This is a genomic window from Streptomyces sp. NPDC042102, assembly GCF_055582305.1.
In genome coordinates this window covers 725,130-742,735 of sequence record NZ_JBVJDL010000004.1, presented here as the reverse complement: position 1 = coordinate 742,735, position 17,606 = coordinate 725,130, and the positions used below count along the sequence as shown (strand labels likewise).

At 73.5% G+C, this 17,606-nt stretch carries 11 protein-coding genes and 1 riboswitch; of the genes, 7 read left to right on the top strand and 4 right to left on the bottom strand.

Features of this window, described 5'->3' with window-relative positions; genetic code table 11:
- Positions 1–110: 110 nt before the first annotated feature.
- The gene (gene metE / locus ACZ6KO_RS21415; RefSeq protein ID WP_469305572.1) at positions 111–2,435 is read right to left on the bottom strand and encodes a 5-methyltetrahydropteroyltriglutamate--homocysteine S-methyltransferase; all 2,325 of its coding nucleotides are present in this window, start codon (positions 2,433–2,435) and stop codon (positions 111–113) included.
- A 168-nt stretch (positions 2,436–2,603) separates the two neighbouring features.
- Positions 2,604–2,830: riboswitch (cobalamin riboswitch) on the bottom strand.
- Between the two features lie 218 nt (positions 2,831–3,048).
- Between metE and ACZ6KO_RS21410 the strand changes: the two genes are divergently transcribed.
- Both ACZ6KO_RS21410 and ACZ6KO_RS21405 read left to right on the top strand, forming a co-directional pair.
- Complete coding sequence (locus ACZ6KO_RS21410; RefSeq protein WP_469305571.1) at positions 3,049–4,125, top strand: AfsR/SARP family transcriptional regulator; 1,077 nt, start codon at positions 3,049–3,051, stop codon at positions 4,123–4,125.
- 63 nt (positions 4,126–4,188) lie between these two features.
- Positions 4,189–5,862: a PLL family lectin gene (locus ACZ6KO_RS21405; RefSeq protein WP_469305570.1), complete on the top strand. Its 1,674-nt coding sequence runs from the start codon at positions 4,189–4,191 to the stop codon at positions 5,860–5,862.
- A 118-nt stretch (positions 5,863–5,980) separates the two neighbouring features.
- On the opposite strand, the gene ACZ6KO_RS21400 is transcribed toward ACZ6KO_RS21405, so the two are convergent.
- Positions 5,981–7,027, bottom strand: coding sequence for an alpha/beta hydrolase (locus ACZ6KO_RS21400; RefSeq protein ID WP_469305722.1), 1,047 nt, complete (start codon positions 7,025–7,027; stop codon positions 5,981–5,983).
- A gap of 96 nt (positions 7,028–7,123) precedes the next feature.
- Positions 7,124–9,592: a penicillin acylase family protein gene (locus ACZ6KO_RS21395; protein ID WP_469305569.1), complete on the bottom strand. Its 2,469-nt coding sequence runs from the start codon at positions 9,590–9,592 to the stop codon at positions 7,124–7,126.
- 232 nt (positions 9,593–9,824) lie between these two features.
- Between ACZ6KO_RS21395 and ACZ6KO_RS21390 the strand changes: the two genes are divergently transcribed.
- The 5 genes from ACZ6KO_RS21390 to ACZ6KO_RS21370 all read left to right on the top strand — a co-directional run bounded on the left by ACZ6KO_RS21390 (position 9,825) and on the right by ACZ6KO_RS21370 (position 17,077).
- Entirely contained in the window at positions 9,825–10,814 is a 990-nt protein-coding gene (locus tag ACZ6KO_RS21390) for an alpha/beta hydrolase (RefSeq protein WP_469305568.1), read from the top strand.
- Positions 10,815–10,878: 64 nt separating this feature from the next.
- Positions 10,879–12,438: a DUF8189 domain-containing protein gene (locus tag ACZ6KO_RS21385; RefSeq protein WP_469305567.1), complete on the top strand. Its 1,560-nt coding sequence runs from the start codon at positions 10,879–10,881 to the stop codon at positions 12,436–12,438.
- A gap of 83 nt (positions 12,439–12,521) precedes the next feature.
- Positions 12,522–14,558: a DUF8189 domain-containing protein gene (locus tag ACZ6KO_RS21380; protein WP_469305566.1), complete on the top strand. Its 2,037-nt coding sequence runs from the start codon at positions 12,522–12,524 to the stop codon at positions 14,556–14,558.
- A gap of 276 nt (positions 14,559–14,834) precedes the next feature.
- On the top strand, positions 14,835–15,644 hold the full coding sequence (locus tag ACZ6KO_RS21375; RefSeq protein WP_469305565.1) for a serine/threonine protein kinase: 810 nt from the start codon (positions 14,835–14,837) through the stop codon (positions 15,642–15,644).
- On the top strand, positions 15,641–17,077 hold the full coding sequence (locus tag ACZ6KO_RS21370) for a serine/threonine-protein kinase (RefSeq protein WP_469305564.1): 1,437 nt from the start codon (positions 15,641–15,643) through the stop codon (positions 17,075–17,077). Before ACZ6KO_RS21375 ends, ACZ6KO_RS21370 begins: the two co-directional genes overlap by 4 nt.
- Before the next feature lie 48 nt (positions 17,078–17,125).
- Here ACZ6KO_RS21370 and ACZ6KO_RS21365 read toward each other — a convergent pair whose 3' ends face one another.
- A complete protein-coding gene (locus ACZ6KO_RS21365) occupies positions 17,126–17,548 on the bottom strand; it encodes an FKBP-type peptidyl-prolyl cis-trans isomerase (RefSeq protein ID WP_469305563.1) in 423 nt (140 codons plus the stop codon).
- Positions 17,549–17,606 lie beyond the last annotated feature (58 nt).

The window sequence follows — 17,606 nt, the reverse complement described above, 5'->3', positions numbered from 1 at the left end:
CGGGGGGGGGGGGGGGGGGGGGGGGGGGGGCCCCGGCCGCGGGGGGGGGGGGGGGGCGGGGGGGGGGGGGGGGCCGCCCGGCCCCCCCCCCCCCCCCGGCCCTCGCGGCGTCAGCCGTTGCCGGCCGCCAGTTCCGCGCGGACCGCGCGGGCGGCGGAGACGAGGTTCTCCAGGGAGGCGCGGGTCTCGGGCCAGCCACGGGTCTTCAGACCGCAGTCGGGGTTGACCCACAGCCGCTCGGCCGGGATGGCCTCCAGCCCCTTGCGCAGCAGCGCGGCGGCCTCGTCGGTGCCCGGGACGCGCGGGGAGTGGATGTCCCAGACGCCCGGGCCGGCCTCGCGCGGGTAGCCGTGCTCGGCCAGCTCACCGGCCACCTGCATGTGCGAGCGGGTGGCCTCCAGGCTGATGACGTCGGCGTCGAGGTCGTCGATGGCCTGGACGATGTCGCCGAACTCGGCGTAGCACATGTGCGTGTGGATCTGGGTGTCCGGCCGGACGCCGCTGGTGCTGAGCCGGAAGGACTCGGTGGCCCAGGCCAGGTACGCGGCGTGGTCGGCGGACCGCAGCGGCAGCGTCTCGCGCAGGGCCGGCTCGTCGACCTGGATGACCGGCGTACCCGCCGCCTCCAGGTCGTTCACCTCGTCGCGCAGGGCGAGGGCCACCTGGCGGGCCGTCTCGCCGAGCGGCTGGTCGTCCCGTACGAAGGACCAGGCGAGCATGGTGACGGGGCCGGTCAGCATGCCCTTGACCGGCTTGGCGGTCTGCGCCTGCGCGTACGTCGTCCAGCGCACGGTCATCGGCTCGGGGCGGGAGATGTCACCGGCCAGGACCGGCGGGCGCACGTACCGGGTGCCGTACGACTGGACCCAGCCGTGCTGCGTGGCGACGTAGCCGGTGAGCTGCTCGGCGAAGTACTGCACCATGTCGTTGCGTTCGGGTTCGCCGTGCACGAGGACGTCGATGCCGGTCTTCTCCTGGAAGGAGATCACCTCGCGGATCTCGTTCTCGATCCGCTCCTCGTACCCGGCCCTGTCGATCCGGCCGGCCCGCAGGTCGGCGCGGGCCACGCGCAGCTCGTCGGTCTGCGGGAACGAGCCGATGGTGGTGGTCGGCAGCACGGGCAGGCCGAGGTGGGCGCGCTGGGCCGCGGCGCGCTCGGTGTACGGCTGGGAGCGCCGGCCGTCCGCGTCGGTGATCGCGGCGGTACGGGACCGGACCGCCGGGTCGTGGGTGATGGCGGAGCCGGCACGGGACGCCAGGTCGGCGCGGTTCGCGGCGAGTTCGGCGGCGATGGTGTCGGTGCCCTGGGCGAGGCCGCGGGCGAGGGTGGCGATCTCGGCGGTCTTCTGGCGGGCGAAGGCCAGCCAGCGCCGGATCTGCGGGTCGATGTCGCGCTCGGCGGCGGCGTCCAGCGGGACGTGCAGGAGCGAGCACGACGCGGCGACGTCGACCCGGTCGGCCAGCCCGAGCAGGGTGCCCAGGGTGGTCAGGGACTTCTGGTAGTCGTTGATCCAGACGTTGCGGCCGTCGACCACGCCCGCCACCAGCCGCTTGCCCGGCAGCCCGCCGACCGCGGCGAGGGCGTCCAGGTTCGCGGCCGCGGAGTCGGTGAAGTCGAGGGCCAGGCCCTCGACGGGTGCGGCCGCGAGGACCTGGAGGGCGTCGCCGAGCCGGTCGAAATAGGAGGCGACCAGCAGCTTCGGCCGGTCGGCGGCCGCTCCCAGCTCGCGGTAGGCGCGCGCGGCGGCGTTCAGCTCGGCCGGGGTGCGGTCCTGCACCAGGGCGGGCTCGTCCAGCTGCACCCACTCGGCGCCGGCGGCGCGCAGGTCGGCCAGCACCTGGGCGTAGACGGGCAGCAGCCGGTCCAGCAGGGTCAGGGGCTCGAAGTCGGCTGCCACGCCCGGGGCGGGCTTGGCGAGCAGCAGATAGGTGACCGGGCCGACGAGGACCGGGCGGGCGGTGTGCCCGAGAGCCAGGGCCTCCTTCAGTTCGGCGACCTGCTTGGCGGAGTCGGCGGTGAAGACGGTGCGGGGGCCGAGCTCGGGGACCAGGTAGTGGTAGTTGGTGTCGAACCACTTGGTCATCTCCAGCGGGGCGACGTCCTGGGTGCCGCGCGCCATCGCGAAGTAGCCGTCGAGGGCGTCGGCCTCGACCGCCGCACGGTGGCGCGCGGGGACGGCGCCGACCATGACACTGGTGTCCAGGACGTGGTCGTAGTACGAGAAGTCGCCGGTCGGCACCTCGTGGATGCCGGCCTCGGCCAGCTGCCGCCAGTGGGTACGGCGCAGGCCCGCCGCCGTGTCCCGGAGGGCGCCGGCGGTGACGCGGCCCTTCCAGTAGCCCTCGATGGCCTTCTTCAGTTCGCGGTTCTGCCCCTGGCGGGGGTAGCCGTACACGGTGGCTCGTGCTGCCGCGGCTGCGGGCTTCGCTGTCACGGAACTCTCCTTCGCGAGATGTGTCCAGAAACGTCCCGGAGACGGGACGCGGACGCGAAGGAACGACAGAACGCGCGGACCACGCCGCGGTGGACCACCGCACGTGCCGCTCGCCTTGTACGCCGACCCGCCCACGAGGTCACCGGGATCTCCGTACGCGGAAACGGTTCCGCGCACGGGCAACGGGCAGGTCTTCGGACTCGCGGGCACGCCGGCCTCTGCCGAGGCAGGCCCCTACTGGCCGTCGCTTCCCAGGACCGGTCTGGCGGTCCCAGTGCGTATGACGGCGGTCGTTCCCGCTCACCGCTGCGGGGCAGTCCCGGATTCCCACCGGGTTCCCTCTTACGACGCATCCCGCCTGGCGGACGGGGCGAACCAGCTGCCCCGCCAGCCTAGAGGCCCGGATCGCTCAGCGGCGAGCATGTGTCCAACATCCGGACGTCGCCGAGGGCAATCTCCCCGCCGGGAGCCCGACTTCCCGTTCCGGAAGGGGCCGGGGCTCCGTCGCCGCGCGTGTCACTCCGGATCGTTCCGGATGCCTTCCCCCGCGCGACGCCCCCTACGTTGTCGACGGCGCCCGCCCGACCGACCAGCAGGGAGCCGGGGAGCAGTGATGCCGACGACCGCCGCCACGGACCGCCCGACCGCCGCCGCCCTCGGGCGGCAGGAGCGCGAGGTGCTCGCCGCGGTCGGGTGCGGCCTGCGGGACGACGAGATCGCCGCCGCCCTCGCCGTCCCGGAGGGCGTCGTCGCCGCGGACCTCGCGCGGATCCTCGTCAAGCTGGGCTTGCGCGACCGGGCCGCCGCCATCGTGCACGCCTTCGACAGCGGCCTGATCGTTCCCGGACGCGGCCCCCGCACCCGGCCGGCGAGCCCCGCGGCGCCGGCCGGCCCGAGGGTACGGATCTCGCTGCTCGGGCCCCTGCGGGCCTCCCGGGACGGGCGCCCACTGGAGCTCGGGCACCTCCGGCAGCAAGCCGTGCTCGCGGCGCTGGCGTTCAGCACGGGCCGGACGCTCAGCCGTCGGGAACTCCTCGACGACGTCTGGGGGATGGAGCCGCCCGCCACCAACGTGATCCCGGTCTACGTCTACCGACTGCGCAAGGCCCTGCGCCTCGGGGACGACCCGGACTCCGTCATCGAACGCGCCCGGTGCGGCTACAGGCTGGTCTCCGACGCCGTCGACGTCGACGTGGCGCACATGGAGGAACTGGTCACCGGCGTCGCGGCGGCCGAGCGCGCGGGCGAGCGGGCCGAGGCGGTCCGGCTGTGCGCCCAGGCGCTGGCGCTGTTCCGCGGAGAACCCCTGGCCGGCGTGCCCGGGCCGCTCGCCGAACTGGAGCGGCTGAGGCTGACCGAGCGCCGGATCGCCATCGCCCGGCGGAAGGCCGAGTGGCAACTGCGGCTCGGCCGGGGCGCGGACGCGATCGCCGAGCTGTTCCCCCTGACCGCGGCGCACCCCCTGGACGAGCAGCTGGCCGCGACGCTGATGCGCGCGCTGTACCTCGACGGCCGCCAGGCCGACGCCCTGACCGTCTTCGACGTCGCCCGCCGCCGCCTCGCCGACGAGCTGGGCGTACCTCCGAGCCGGCTGCTGCGCCGCACGCGGCTGACGATCCTGCGCGGCGACGACGCCCTCGGCCCGGGGCCTTCCGGCAACGCCGCGACCGCGCGGCGCCGTCACCCGTAGCCCGGCCGCGCCCCTCCCTTCCCCGCCCCCCGCGCACCACTTCCCACGACAGAGAGGCACACCATGGCCGGAACAGGCCTGTCCCGCATGCTCTCCAGACTCGCCGTCATCACCGGCTTATGGGCCCTGCTCATAGGCCTGACCGCCCCGGCCGGCCTCGCCCGCGCCGTGCCCGTCCCGGGACCGGGTGACGACCGGTACGGCGTCTCCCGGTACTTCATGGGTCCGGAGGGGACGGTGAGGGGCATGGTCATCCCCACCGTCCCGTGTGATCCGGCCGGCCCGTCGGCCACCGACGCCGTCATGGCCGACCAGCTCAACCCGCAGCTGAACGCGAAGATGGCCGGCCATCTCGACGCGTACAGGATCTCCTGTGCCCGCATGGTCACGCAGGCGGTGAAGGACCGCGGGCTGAGCCCGAGGGCCGCGACGATCTCCATCGCCACGATCATCGTCGAGGCCAGCATGAACAACTACTCCGCGGCCGTCGACCACACCAGCCTCGGACTGTTCCAGCAGCAGGACTGGTGGGGCAGCCGCGAGCAGCGGCTGGACCCGACCTACGCCACCAACGCCTTCCTCGACGCGATGGAGCGGCAGTTCCCCGGCGGCTCCTGGAACAACTACGAGATCGGCCACGTCGCCTGGAACGTCCAGCAGCCGCGCGAGGACCTGCGCCACCTGTACGGCATCCAAGCCGGCGACGCGGCGCTGCTGGCCAACGCGCTGTGGGCGGGGACGAGCGGCGGGCCCGAGCACCCGTACGCCTCGGGCCGGGTGGTCGCAGGACGGTCGGCGGACGGCCGCCTCGAAGCCTTCGCCGCCGGCGCCGACGGCGTGTACCACGCATGGCAGACCTCGGTGAACGGCGCCTGGTCGCCGTGGCGCTTCGCGGGCGGTCCGCGCAACGCGCAGCTGGCGGTGGCGTCCAACGCGGACGGCCGGCTGGAGCTGTTCGCGCTGTCGGACAGCACGTTCGACCACATGTGGCAGACCGGGCCCAGCGCGGGGTGGTCCGCCTGGGCGAACTTCGGCACCGGAGGGTACCGGGTGGCGGCGGGCACCAACGCCGACGGCCGTATCGAGGTGTTCGCCTCCAACGCGGGCGGTGTGTTCCACCGCTGGCAGAACGCCCCCAGCGGCGGTTGGGCCGCCTGGGAGGGCACCGGCGGCGGCCCGGCCAACGCCCGCCTCGCCATGGAGAACGCGCCGGACGGCCGGCTCGAGGTGTTCGCGCTGTCGGACGCGACGTTCGGGCACCTGTACCAGACCGGCGTCAACGGCGGCTGGTCCGCCTGGGAGGACTTCGGCACCGGCGGAAAGGCCGTCGCCGTCAGCCACAACCAGGACGGCCGGCTCGAGGTGTTCGCGTCCAACGCCACCGGTGTGTTCCACCGCTGGCAGACCGGCCCGACCTCGTGGTCCGCGTGGACGGGCACCGGCGGGATCCCCGACGCCGAGCTGGCCACCTCGCGGTCGGTGGACGGCCGCGTCGAGGTGTTCGCGATCAACGCCACCACCGCGAGCCACGCCTGGCAGACCGGTCCGAACGCGGCGTACGCGCAGTGGGAGACGTTCGGTGGCGGTGGCACGACGATCGGTGCGGGCAACAACGCCGACGGACGCGTCGAGGTGTTCGGCACCAGCCACGCCGGTGTCTACCACCGGTGGCAGACCGGCTTCGCCAGCTGGTCGGAATGGGGCTGGCTGAACGACTCCGGTCCCGCGATCAACTAGGCACGGCACGGCACGGCACGGCACGGCCCTGCACGGACACGGCCCGTGCCCCGGCGACGGCAGTGCGCTCGTCGCCGGGGCCCCGGGCCGGGCCCGTACCGCCGGAGGCGGATCCGGATCAGGAGGCGAACGCCCGCTCCAGCCGGGGGATCAGGTCCCGCAGGGACTCCTCCCAACAGCCGCCGTTGTGGCCGCCGTTGCACTGGGTGCCCCAGCCCGCACCGTCGCCGTAGTTGACGTAGTAGTACGACATGCCCTGGGCGTCCATCGCGTTCTTGACGTGCTTGGCCGCGCCTTCGAGCCAGAACTCGATGTCGGTCGGCGAGCCGCCGCCGTTGCCGACGTACACGGAGACACCGACACCGCCGGCCTTGAGCCGGTCCATGTGCTGCGACGGATCGACCTCGTTCCACCGCCAGTCGGCGTTGAACACCGGGTACGGCGAGCCGAACGCGGCGTCACTGTCGACGCCCGGCTTGTACGGGGAGTCGGCGGGGTCGCAGACACCGGACGCCGAGCCGCAGATGGCGCCCTGCGCGTCGATGAGCGAGGCGACGACGGCCAGCCGCAGGTCCATGGACCTGACCGACAGGTCGATGTCGCCGGACAGGGAGGCGGTCTGGCTGAACAGGTCGGGGCGGGCCTGGGCGTAGCGCAAGGCCCCGAAGCCGCCCATGGAGACGCCGGCCACGGCCCGCGCCTTCTTGGTGGCGACGGTCCGCAGGTTGGCGTCGATGAACGGGATCACCTGCTTGAGGTGGAAGTTCTCCCAGTTCTGGGCGCCTGCCGCCGTCCTCTGGTTCAGCCAGTTCGCGTACCAGCCGCGGGCACCGCCGTCCGGAATGACGGTGATCATGGAGTTCGACATGGACAGCGCCGGGTAGTTCTGCTGGACCGGGTCGTCGGGCGAGCCGTGCAGGAAGTACATCACCGGGTAGCGCCTGCCCGGGTCGTCGTAGTAGCCGCTCGGCAGGATGATCTTGATGTGCTGCTCGCCGGCGACCTCGGGCGTGGTCACCGTGAGGTAGAAGTTGAGGGAGCTGCCCTTCGCCGGGCCGACCTGGGTCAGCCCGAAGCCGTTCGCCATCGGCGGTGGCGCGGTGCCGCCGTCGGCAGCCTGTACCGCACCCGCCGGCGCGACCATGGCCGCCACGGCGGCGAGCATCCAGGCCGCGAGCACGCGCCACCCTTTCATCCGTCCAATCACCGTGTTCTCCTTCCTGATCTCTCGGGTGTTCTTTCAGTTCGCCCTGCGGAACTCTCAGTTCAGGACCTTGATCTGCAGGTGCGGTGAAGCCGCGATCTGTTCCTCGGTGAATCGCTCGGTCACCCACTCTCCGGCCGAGAACAGCCTCGTCTGGTCGGCGTAGTGCGGTGAATTCGGGTCGGCCGACTGGGAGTAGGCCATGACGGACAGGGCCTGGGGCGGGCCGTCGGCGGTGAACCGGACCTGCTGGACGAAACTCGACCCGTACACGATGTCGAACTTTCCGTCGACCTGGCCCGGAGTGATCACGTTCAGCACGCCCAGCTGGCCGATCGCGCCGTGGATCGGGATCTGTTCGCCACCGCGGCTGACCTTCTGGACGTCCGACAGCCGGGCGTTCAACGGAATGCCCGCCTTGCGCAGCGCGAGAACGGCCCGGCCGAGCGCGTCCCGGACGGCGGAACTCCCGGAATCCAGCGAATTCGGCGTGTGCACCGGGTCCCTGGGATCGAAGGGAACCCGCCACGGCAGCTTCTCGATCCCCTGCCCGCCCTGCAGGAAGGACCAGTAGTTCGCGAACAGCCACGATCCCCTGCTGTCCGACGTGTAGTCGTGACTCTTCCAGGCGGCCAGGATCGGACACGCCTCGCTCACGTTGACCAGGGTGCCGTCCACCAGGACGAGCCCGAAGGGGACGCTCTGGCACATCGACACCGTGGCGCCCAGGGCCAGGTCGGCCGCCCTGCTGTTGTCGGCGAACAGCAACCGCCCCATGGTCTCCGGGGTGAAGCCCCTGCCCGGCAGTCCGTCGGTGCCGTTGATGCGGCGCTGCGCGGTCAGGATGAGCTCCTGGGTGCGCAGTGAGCGCGGCGCCGCGCTGTCGCCCATCACCCGGGGGAAGGCCAGCGGCTGCTCGGGGTTGGCCAGCCAGGGGCTGTCGTTGGCGTTGCCCACGAAGTCGGTGCGGATCAGGCGCGGTTGCTTCTTCGGGTCGAGGAGTCCCGGCGCGACCGCGTTCGGGTCGTCGGGCCAGTCGCACGCGCTGCGCTTGCCGTCGAAGACGGAGATCGGCGGGACGGTCGGCAGCCGCAGCGTCTGGTGGAACAGCAGCTTGCCGGTCTCCGTGAGACACGACCGGGCGTGCTCGTCGGTGATGTTCGGGGTGGCCTGGATGTCCGCGTACAGGGCGTTGCCCTGGCGATCGGAGGCGACGGTGTTGAAGAAGGGCACGCCCTGCGTGCTCTCCAGTGTGTCGACGACCTCGTGGACGTCCCGGGCCTGGTCGAGGCGGAACCAGGTGTTCAGCGCGCGCAGGTTGTCCATGTTCACGTCGCGCACCGCGTGCGCGCTGACCACCCAGGGCAGGGGAACGCCCTGCAGGGAGGTGGTGACCGGGCCGTAGCGGGTGGACCACAAGGTCCTGGTGACCTTGGAGTGGGTGCCGTCGGCGTTGCGCACGTCGACGGTGACCTGCTGCGAGGTCATCCGCTCCCAGGCGCCGTCCACCAGGTACATGGTGGGGTTCAGCGGATCCACCTGTACGTCGAAGAGCCCGAACGGGGCGACGGTGGCGACCGTGTGGCTCCAGGCGACGTTCTCGTTGTAGCCGATGTTGATCGCGGGGAGCCCCAGCAGGCTGGCCCCGGAGACGTTGACCTTGCCCGGGATCGTCAGCTGGCTCTGCCACATGCGGTTCTTGCCCTGCCAGGGGAAGTGCGGGTTGGCCAGCAGCATGCTCGTGCCGCCGGACACGCCCTGCGATCCGACCGCCAGCGCGTTGCTGCCCATGCTCTGTTCACGGCTCACGGCCATCGCGTCACGGATCTTCTCCGCGGTCGCGGCGGGCGAGGGCGCCGGCTCCGCGGCGGCGGCCGACGCGCCCGGGGGTGCCGCGTTCACGATGCCGTCCAGCAGCGCGTCGGCGCTGCCCATGATGATCTCGGCATGGGCGTGCCGGTAGACGTCCAGCTCCGTGATGGGCCGCACCCAGGCCGCGCCGCGACAGGCCGGGTCGGAGAGGTTCTCCACGCCCGTCTCGGCCAGGTACCGGTTGTATCCCTGGACGTAGCCGCGGATGCCCTCCACCACCTCCGGGGCGGGGCCCTCGGGTGCGGGCCGGGCGAGGAGCCGCTCCACCACCCGGTCGTCCTTGAGCCGCTGGAAGTACAGGTCGCTGTTGAGGTTGGTGGTGGTGTTCTGGTTCTGGCCGGGGCTCGCCCTGCCCGCGGGCCCCAGGAAGCGGGACCTCTGGGCGTCGACCATCAGATAGGTGTCGGCCAGGGTGCAGATGTTGTCCTTGGCCGCCGCATACCCGTAGCCCGTGCCCAGGCCCTCCCAGTCCGCGGCGACGATGTGCGGGATGCCGTACTCGGTGTAGCGGATCGTCGCCTTCGGCGGCTGCTGCCGCGGCTCGGCGGCGGCCGGCTTCCCGGCCGGCGATCCCGTGGCCGCCATCGTGCCCATCACCGCCACGGCGGCCAGGACCACCATCGGCAGCCTCGCTCCGCGTCTCCTCCGTGCCATCGAGCCGTCCTTCCCCTGGGGTACGGGCCTTGGTCCGAACGCGGACACGCTAGGGAGGGGCGATGAAATCCCGATGACACACCAGGCCCTAGCCGACGAGCCCGCGGCCTGTCAGTCCGTAACCTTCCGGAGTCCCCCCGCGCGCCGGCGTTGCTACCTTCCAGACGCCCGTTCCCACGGCGTTTTCCCGCCGCATCGGACACCACGCCGCACTCCCGACCAGGAGGACACGTTGAGCGCGCAGCAGCCCACCCGCAGGAGCATCCTGAAGTCCGCCGGAGGCCTCTCGGCCGCTCTGGCCCTCGGCGCCGGAGGCGTCCTCGCGGGCGCGTCCTCCGCCGCCGCCGTCGGTGACGGCTTCGGCCTGCGCATCGTGGAGCGCGGCGAGGCCGACCCCCGCATGTGGTACTACCGGTTCCAGACGAACGCGATCGGCTGGAACCCCGCCGTCAACGTGCTCCTCCCGGACGACTACCACTGGAGCGGCCGCACCTATCCCGTGCTCTACCTCTTCCACGGAGGCGGCAACGGCCAGGACTTCATCACCTTCGACCGCGAGCGCATCCGCGACTGGACCGCGGGCAAGCGGCTCATCGTCGTCATGCCCGACGGCGGCCGCGCCGGCTGGTACTCCAACCCCGTGAGCTCCAACGTCGGCCCGCGCAACTGGGAGACGTTCCACATCGAGCAGCTGATCCCGTGGATCGACGCGAACTTCCGCACCTATCCGGAGTACGACGGCCGTGCCGTGTCCGGCTTCTCGATGGGCGGATTCGGCGCGCTGAAGTACGCCGCCAAGTACTGGGGGCACTTCGCCTCCGTGAGCTCCCACTCCGGCCCGGCCAGCCTGCGCCGGGACAACGGCCTCGTGGTCCACTGGGCCAACGCCACCTCCGCCGGCCTGGACCTGGCCGGCGGCACGGTCTACGGCGCGCCGTTCTGGGACGAGGCCCGGGTGAACGCCGACAACCCGATGCAGCGGATCGAGAGCTACCGCAACAAGCGCGTCTTCCTGGTCGCCGGCACCAGCCCGAGTCCCATCAGCTGGTTCGACACGGCCAACGAGACCCAGGTGCTGGCGGGACAACGGGAGTTCCGTGCCGCCCTGGGCCACGCGGGCATCCCGCACGAGTGGCACGAACTGCCCGGCGGCCACTTCGTCCGCCACGACATGCTGGTGCGCGACATCGACGGCGTGATCGACCGGCTGCGCAAGGCGTGACCGTACGGCTCGCACCGCGATCCCGTCCCACTCACCCCGAGACCGCCGAGGGGAGGAGCGTCCCGTGTTCCGTGGACTCTCCCGACGCGCACTGACCTGTGTACTCGCGGCGACCGCCGCCCTGCTGCTCCCGACGACGCCGGCCCCGGCCGCGGCCGCCGCTCCGGCCCGCGCGTCCGCCGACGCCGTCGGAGCCGTCGGCGCCGTCGCCGCCGGTTCCGGGGCGGCCTGCCCGGCCGCCGGCACCGTGACCCAGCACTACCACAGCGGCCACAACGGCGTGGACATCGCCAACGTCGTCGGGACACCGATCCACGCCGTCGGAGACGGCGTGGTGACCATCTCCGGTCACGAGCCCGGCTACGGCCAGTGGATCCGGGTCCAGCACGCCGACGGGAGGATCTCCGAGTACGGGCACATGACCCGCCGGGACGTCTTCGAGGGCGACCGCGTCGTGGCCGGCCAGCAGATCGCGCTGATGGGCTCCGAGGGGCAGTCCACCGGCCCCCACCTCCATCTGCGGATCTGGGGAGACCGGTCGGCCTCGTGGGGCGTCGACCCCGAGGTCCACCTCGCGGAGCGCGGCATCGTGCTGCCCTGCACGCCGGGCACCGGTCCGCAGCCCAGGCCGTTGGTCTATCCGGCGGAGTCGGGCCGGGTCGTGTCCGCGCGGTCGGCCGACGGACGCCTGGAGGTATTCGCCGCCGCGGCCGACGGCATCCACCACGCCTGGCAGCAGCGGGTCAACGGCGACTGGTCGTCCTGGGAATCCCTCGGCGGACCCGGCAACGCCCAGCTCGCCATCGCGCCCAACGCCGACGGCCGCCTGGAGCTGCTGGCCCTGAACGGGAACACCTTCCAGCACCGCTGGCAGCTGAACCCGTCCGGGGGCTGGTCGAACTGGGAGACCTTCGGTGTCGGTGGCCGGGACACCGCGGCCGGAGTCAACGCCGACGGCCGCATCGAGGTCTACGCGTCCGGACCGGTCGGGCTCTTCCACCGCTACCAACTCGCCCCGAACGGCGGCTGGTCGGAGTGGGAGCCCACGGGCGGAGGCCCCGCCGACAGCCGGGTGGAGATGGGGAAGGCGCCCGACGGCCGCCTGGAGGTCTTCGCCCTCAACGGCAGCACCTTCGAGCACAAGTACCAGACCGCCCCCAACGGCGGCTGGTCGGCCTGGGGCGCCTTCGGCGAAGGCGGCCACGACCTGACCGTGGACCACAACGCCGACGGCCGGCTGGAGGTCTTCGCCTCGGGCCCGGTCGGCGTCTTCCACCGATACCAGACGGGTCCGGCCGGCTGGTCCGGCTGGGAAGGCACCGGCGGCGGCCCCGCCAACGCGCAGCTCACCAGCGAACGCACCCCGGACGGGCGCGTCGAGGTCTTCGCCATGAACGGCACGTCCGCCATGCACATCTGGCAGACCGGCCTCAACGCCCCCTACAGCCAGTGGGCCTCCTTCGGTACCGGCGGCACCGAGGTCACCGCCGCCTCCAACGCCGACGGCCGCATCGAGGTCTTCGGCACCAACCCCGGCGGCACCTTCCACACCTGGCAGACCGGCTTCGCCTCCTGGGCCGACTGGGTCTGGGTCAACGACACCGCCGGTCCCGCCCTCGACTGACCGTCCCCGCCCCGACCCCCACCACTCCGTGGCCGGCCGTGCCCCTGCGACACGGCCGGCCGCGCGGCACGTCCGGAGGACCCATGCCTGCGATCAGCCGACGGAGCCTGCTGCGCGGAGCGGCCGGCGCGGCCGCGCTCCCGCTCCTGGGCGCGGCGGCCGCCCCGGCCCTCGCCGCGTCCTCCGGGGACGCCCCGCCCGCCCGCTGGGTGGGCGCGGGCCCCTTCGCGTACGTCCACGACCCCTCCGCCTCCACCGGCCCGCGCTATCTCAACGACCACACCCTGGTGCAGGCCCGGGGGCGCTGGCACCTGTTCGGCATCGTCGGCGACAGCGCCCCGCGCGGCGAATCCCCGGACAGCTCCGAGGAGATCACCTTCGCCCACGCCTCAGCGCCGAGCCCGCACGGGCCGTGGACCAGCCACGCCGACGCGCTCACCGTCGACCCGTCGTACTTCGGCGAGGAGCACCTGTGGGCGCCGTACGTCGTCGAGGCCGACGGCAGGTACTGGATGTTCTACGCCGCGGGCGGCGCGAGCGGTGCGGCCGTCAATCTCGCCACGTCGACCGACCTGTTCACCTGGACCCGCGAGCCGTCGGGCCCGCTCTTCCGGGGTCTCGCGGCACGGGACCCGATGGTCGTGCGGATCGGCGGCGAGTGGGTCATGTACTACACCGAGCTGTCGGGACCGGGCGGGCACCACGTCGTGGCGTACCGGCGCTCCGCGGACCTGCTGAGCTGGAGCGAGCCGGGCGTCGCGTTCACCGACGCGAGCACGGACGCGACCGTCTCGGTCACCGAGTCGCCGTACGCCGTCGAACGCGACGGCTGGTACTACCTGTTCATCGGCCCGCGGGGCGGCTACGAAGGCACGGACGTGCTGGCCTCCCGCGACCCCTTCCACTTCGAACTCGGCGGCTACGCGGGCCATGTGGCCGGTCACGCCGTCGAGGTGGTCCGCGACGGGGACACCTGGTACGCCAGTGCCGCGGGCTGGTTCCGGCACGGGCTGTACCTGGCACCCCTGCACTGGCGCGACGCACCGCCACCGTGGCAGAGCCCCGACAACCCGGTGGCCGGCCTCGACGTCCACGGCCGCCTCACGGTGTTCGCGCTCGACGCCGCCGACCGCTCGATGCTGCGGCGCGTCCAGACCGACCCGTCCACCGACAGCTGGTCGGAGTGGGAACCGTTCGGCGGGCCGGCCGGGGCGGTGCCCACGCTCGGCCGCACCACCGACGGCAGGCTGGAGGTGTTCTCGCTCGCCCCGGGCGGAGTCAACCTGCACCACCGGGTGCAACGGCCGGACGGCGGCTGGTACGGGTGGGAGGAGTTCGGTGGCCCCGCCGGCGCGGCACCGGCCGTGGCCCGCGACGCCGACGGCCGGCTGGAGGCCTTCGCGCTGAGCCCCGGCGGCGGCTCCGTCGCCCGGCGGCGGCAGCGGTCGGCGGGGTCACTGGCCTGGGACGGCTGGGAGACCGGCTTCGGCGGGGCGGCGGGCGCGCCACCGGTGGTCGCGGCGAACGCCGACGGCCGCCTCGAGGTCTTCGTCCTCTCGCCCGGCGGCGCGGGGATCCGCCACCGCTGGCAGGAGACCCCCGGCGGTCCGTGGACCGCGGCATGGCACCCGTACGGCACCGCCGCAGGCGCCGCGCCCCGGGTCGCCCGGGACGGCAGCGGCCGGCTCACCGTCGCCGCGATCGGACCGTCGGGCGTGGGCACCTTCGCCCGCCGCCAGGCCGTGGCGAGCGGCGGCTGGGCCGGGTGGCTGCCGCTGTTCGGCTGGTCCGCCGCCGCCCCGGCGTTCGCGGCCAACGCCGACGGCCGGCTCGAGGCGTTCTCGCTGTCGCCCGGCGGCGCCCGGCTCGGCCACCGCTGGCAGGTCGCACCGGGCGGGGACTGGGCGCCCGGAGGGGAGTTCGGCGAGCCCGGCCTCCGGCTCGCGGCCACACCGACGTCCGCGCTCGACTCCACCGGGCGGCAGCACGTCTTCGCCGTCACCGTCGCGGGCCTGATCCGGACCCGCGTCCAGGAGCGGCCGAGCGGCGGCTGGCGGCCCTGGGCGGCCTTCGGCGAGCGCGCGGTCGCGCCGCTCGTACCGGGCAGCCCCGCGCTCTGAGGAGGGTGCGGATCGCGCCAAGTGGACGGAGCCCTCGCCGTCGCGCGCGCCGGGCCCGGACGCGGCTGCCCGCGCTCGGCCCACCACGCGGCGGCGGCCCGTCTGCCCACTCCTCGCGGCGAGTTCACCGGCCGGACCGGCCCGCCCCCGCCCGGCGGGCGAGCCGCCACCGGGGACCGGTTTCGGCGATGTGGCCGAGGTGCGCCGGTGAACTCCCCCCAGAGATGAGTATCGTTCCGCTCGTCCGACAAGCGACGCGGGGGAACGGGGGGAGCGGTGAGCGGCGTAGTCGTCCATCTGCCGCGGGGGAGCGGTGGCGCCGACGGCGCCGAACCGCACGGCGAAGCCGTGACGTTACGGCTCGGCCCCGGCGAGGTCGCCCGCTTCGGGCGGGGCTCCCCGAAGGTCCCCGTCGAGCTGTGCCTCGCCGACCCGGCGATCTCCCGGCTCGCCGGGGAGATCCGCGTGACCGACGACCACTGGCAGCTGACCAACCACAGCACGACCCACAGCTATCTCGTGGAGAACCCGGAGGGCGCGGGGGAGTACCTGAGGGTGCCGCCGCGCCGGGTCGGGGCGCCCATCCCCTTCGAGTTCTCCCGCGTGGTGCTGCCCACCCGCGGTGACGTCACGGTCTCCTTCCAGGTGTTCGCCCCCGACCACATCTATCTCGATCCGGAGGCCATGGGGCTCCCCTGGGGCAACAGCACGGTCACCGCGTACTCCCTGGACGAGACGGCCACCTACTTCCTGGTGCTCGTCGCGCTCTGCGAACCGCGGCTGCGCGACCAGTCGCGGGTGGCGGTCCCCACGACGCCCCAGATCGTCGAGCGGCTCAGGGGGCACGCCGGCTGCGGCACGCTGACCGCGCGGGCGGTCAGCTCGCACATCGACTACCTCGCCGAGGAGAAGCTGCGCATCGGCGGCCAGGACGCCCACGAACCCGGCAAGGGCGACCGCCGCAACGGCAAGCGGGAGGAGATCGTCGGACTCGCGCTGCGCTTCGGACTCGTACGGGAGGAACACCTCGCGCTGCTGCCGCCCCTGTCCGCGGCCGGCGGGCGGGAGCGGCAGGCCGCACGATGACACGGCTGCACGGCCCGGGAGACACCACGGAGTGCGACCGGACGGATCCGCTCCCTCCCGGCTTCCCGGTGGGGGACTGGGTGGTGACCGAGCTGATCGGCGCCGGAGGCTGGTCCACGGTGTACGCGGCGCGGCCGGCGAGCACGTCCTCCGGCGGCCCCACCGACGTGGCGCTCAAGATCATGCCGACGGCCGGGCTCGCGCCGCTGCAGACGCGCAGGATCGTGGACTCCGCCCGCCGCGAGGTCGATCTCGGGCGCAGGGCCGGGCATCCCCGGCTGATCGGTCTCGTGGAGTCGTTCGTGCTCGCCGCGCCCGGCCACCCCTCGCTGGAGGGCGCGATCGTCCTGGTCATGGAGCGGGCCGCCGGCAGTCTCCGGGAGTTCCTGGACGCCGGGGTGCCCGAGGCCGACCGTGGCCGGCTGATCGCGGGCATCTGCGAGGGCCTCGCCCATCTGCACCGCTCGGGCTGGGTCCACGCCGACCTCAAGCCCGAGAACGTCCTGCTGGGCAGGGACGGCTCCGTGAAGCTCTCCGACTTCGGCCTCGCCACCGAACTGACGGGCACGCACGGGTACGCCCCGCCCATGGGCACCTTGGACTACCTCCCGCCCGAGCGCTGGCGGGCGCCGCTCGGCGAACTGGGCGTACGGGTCAGGCCGACCGCCGACATCTGGGCCCTGGGCATCGTCGTCCACGAGGTGTTCGCGTCGGGCGGCTCACCGTTCCCCGGCGCCACTCCCATGGCGCGGGGTGCCTCGGTCCAGGCGTACGGCCAGGGGCGTGTCCCGCTGCGGATGGACCCCGAGGTCCCGGCGTTCTGGCGGGCCCTCGCCGCCGACTGCCTCGCCCCGGACCACGAGACCCGCGCCCCGCACACCGCGGAGAGCCTGCTCGCCCGTATCACCGCCCACGAGGAGCGGCCCGGGGCGGGGCCGGGGGCGGGGCCGGGGGCGGGGCCGGGGACGGGGCGGCTGCGGAGCCGGGGCCGCGCCGCCGTCCTCGCCACCGCGCTGTGCGGGATCGCCGGCGCGAGCCTCTGCTCGGACGCGGTACGGACGGGCCCGTCCGCGCCGCCGGACCGTGCGGGCGCGACGGCCGGTGCGGTACGGGTGTTCAACGCGGAGCGCGGCTGCCGGGAGCGGGCCGACCGGGACCGGCAGTGCAGCCTGGGCCTGGCCATCGACCCGGCCCGGCCGTACACGGCGGACAACGTGGTGGAGACCAGGGTGTGGCACGGCGACGTCCTGATCGCCGACTGCCGCTTGGCCGGCGGCGAGCCCATCATCGACGAGGAGGACGTGCGCTCCACCCACTGGTACCGCGTCCGCCTCCCGTCGGGCTCCCCGCCGCCCGCGGTCTGGCTCCCCGCCGTACGCACCAGGGACCGGCCGTCGCTGCCGGACTGCCCGCACCCCGCGGGCGGCCGCTGAGCGACATGGCGGAAGCGGGCACGGGGGGCCGTGCGGCTGCCGGCGGGATCAGCGGGCGCCGCCGGAGCCCGCGCCGCTCCACCCGGCCGTGCCGGAGTACGAGTCCAGCAGATCCACCACGAAGACCAGGGTCGAGCCCGCCGGGATCAACGGCGAGGGCGACTGATCGCCGTAGCCGAGCCGCGGGGGAACGATGATCTCGCGCCGGCCGCCGACCCTCATCCCCCGCACCCCCCGGTCCCAGCCCTTGATGACCCGGCCAGCGCCCAGGGCGAACTTGAACGGCTGGCCCCGGTCCCAGGAGGCGTCGAACTCCTTCCCGGACGCGAAGGTCACCCCGACGTAGTGGACCCTGACCACCATGCCCGGCTTCACCTCGGCCCCGTCCCCGACGACCAGGTCCCGGATGGTCAGCTCGGTAGGAGGGTCGCCCTCCGGAACCTCGACCTCGGGCTTCGTCGGTTCACTCATGGCAGCCTCATCACTCTCTGTCGTCGATGCGACGAACAGTACAGATCGACCGGACCGG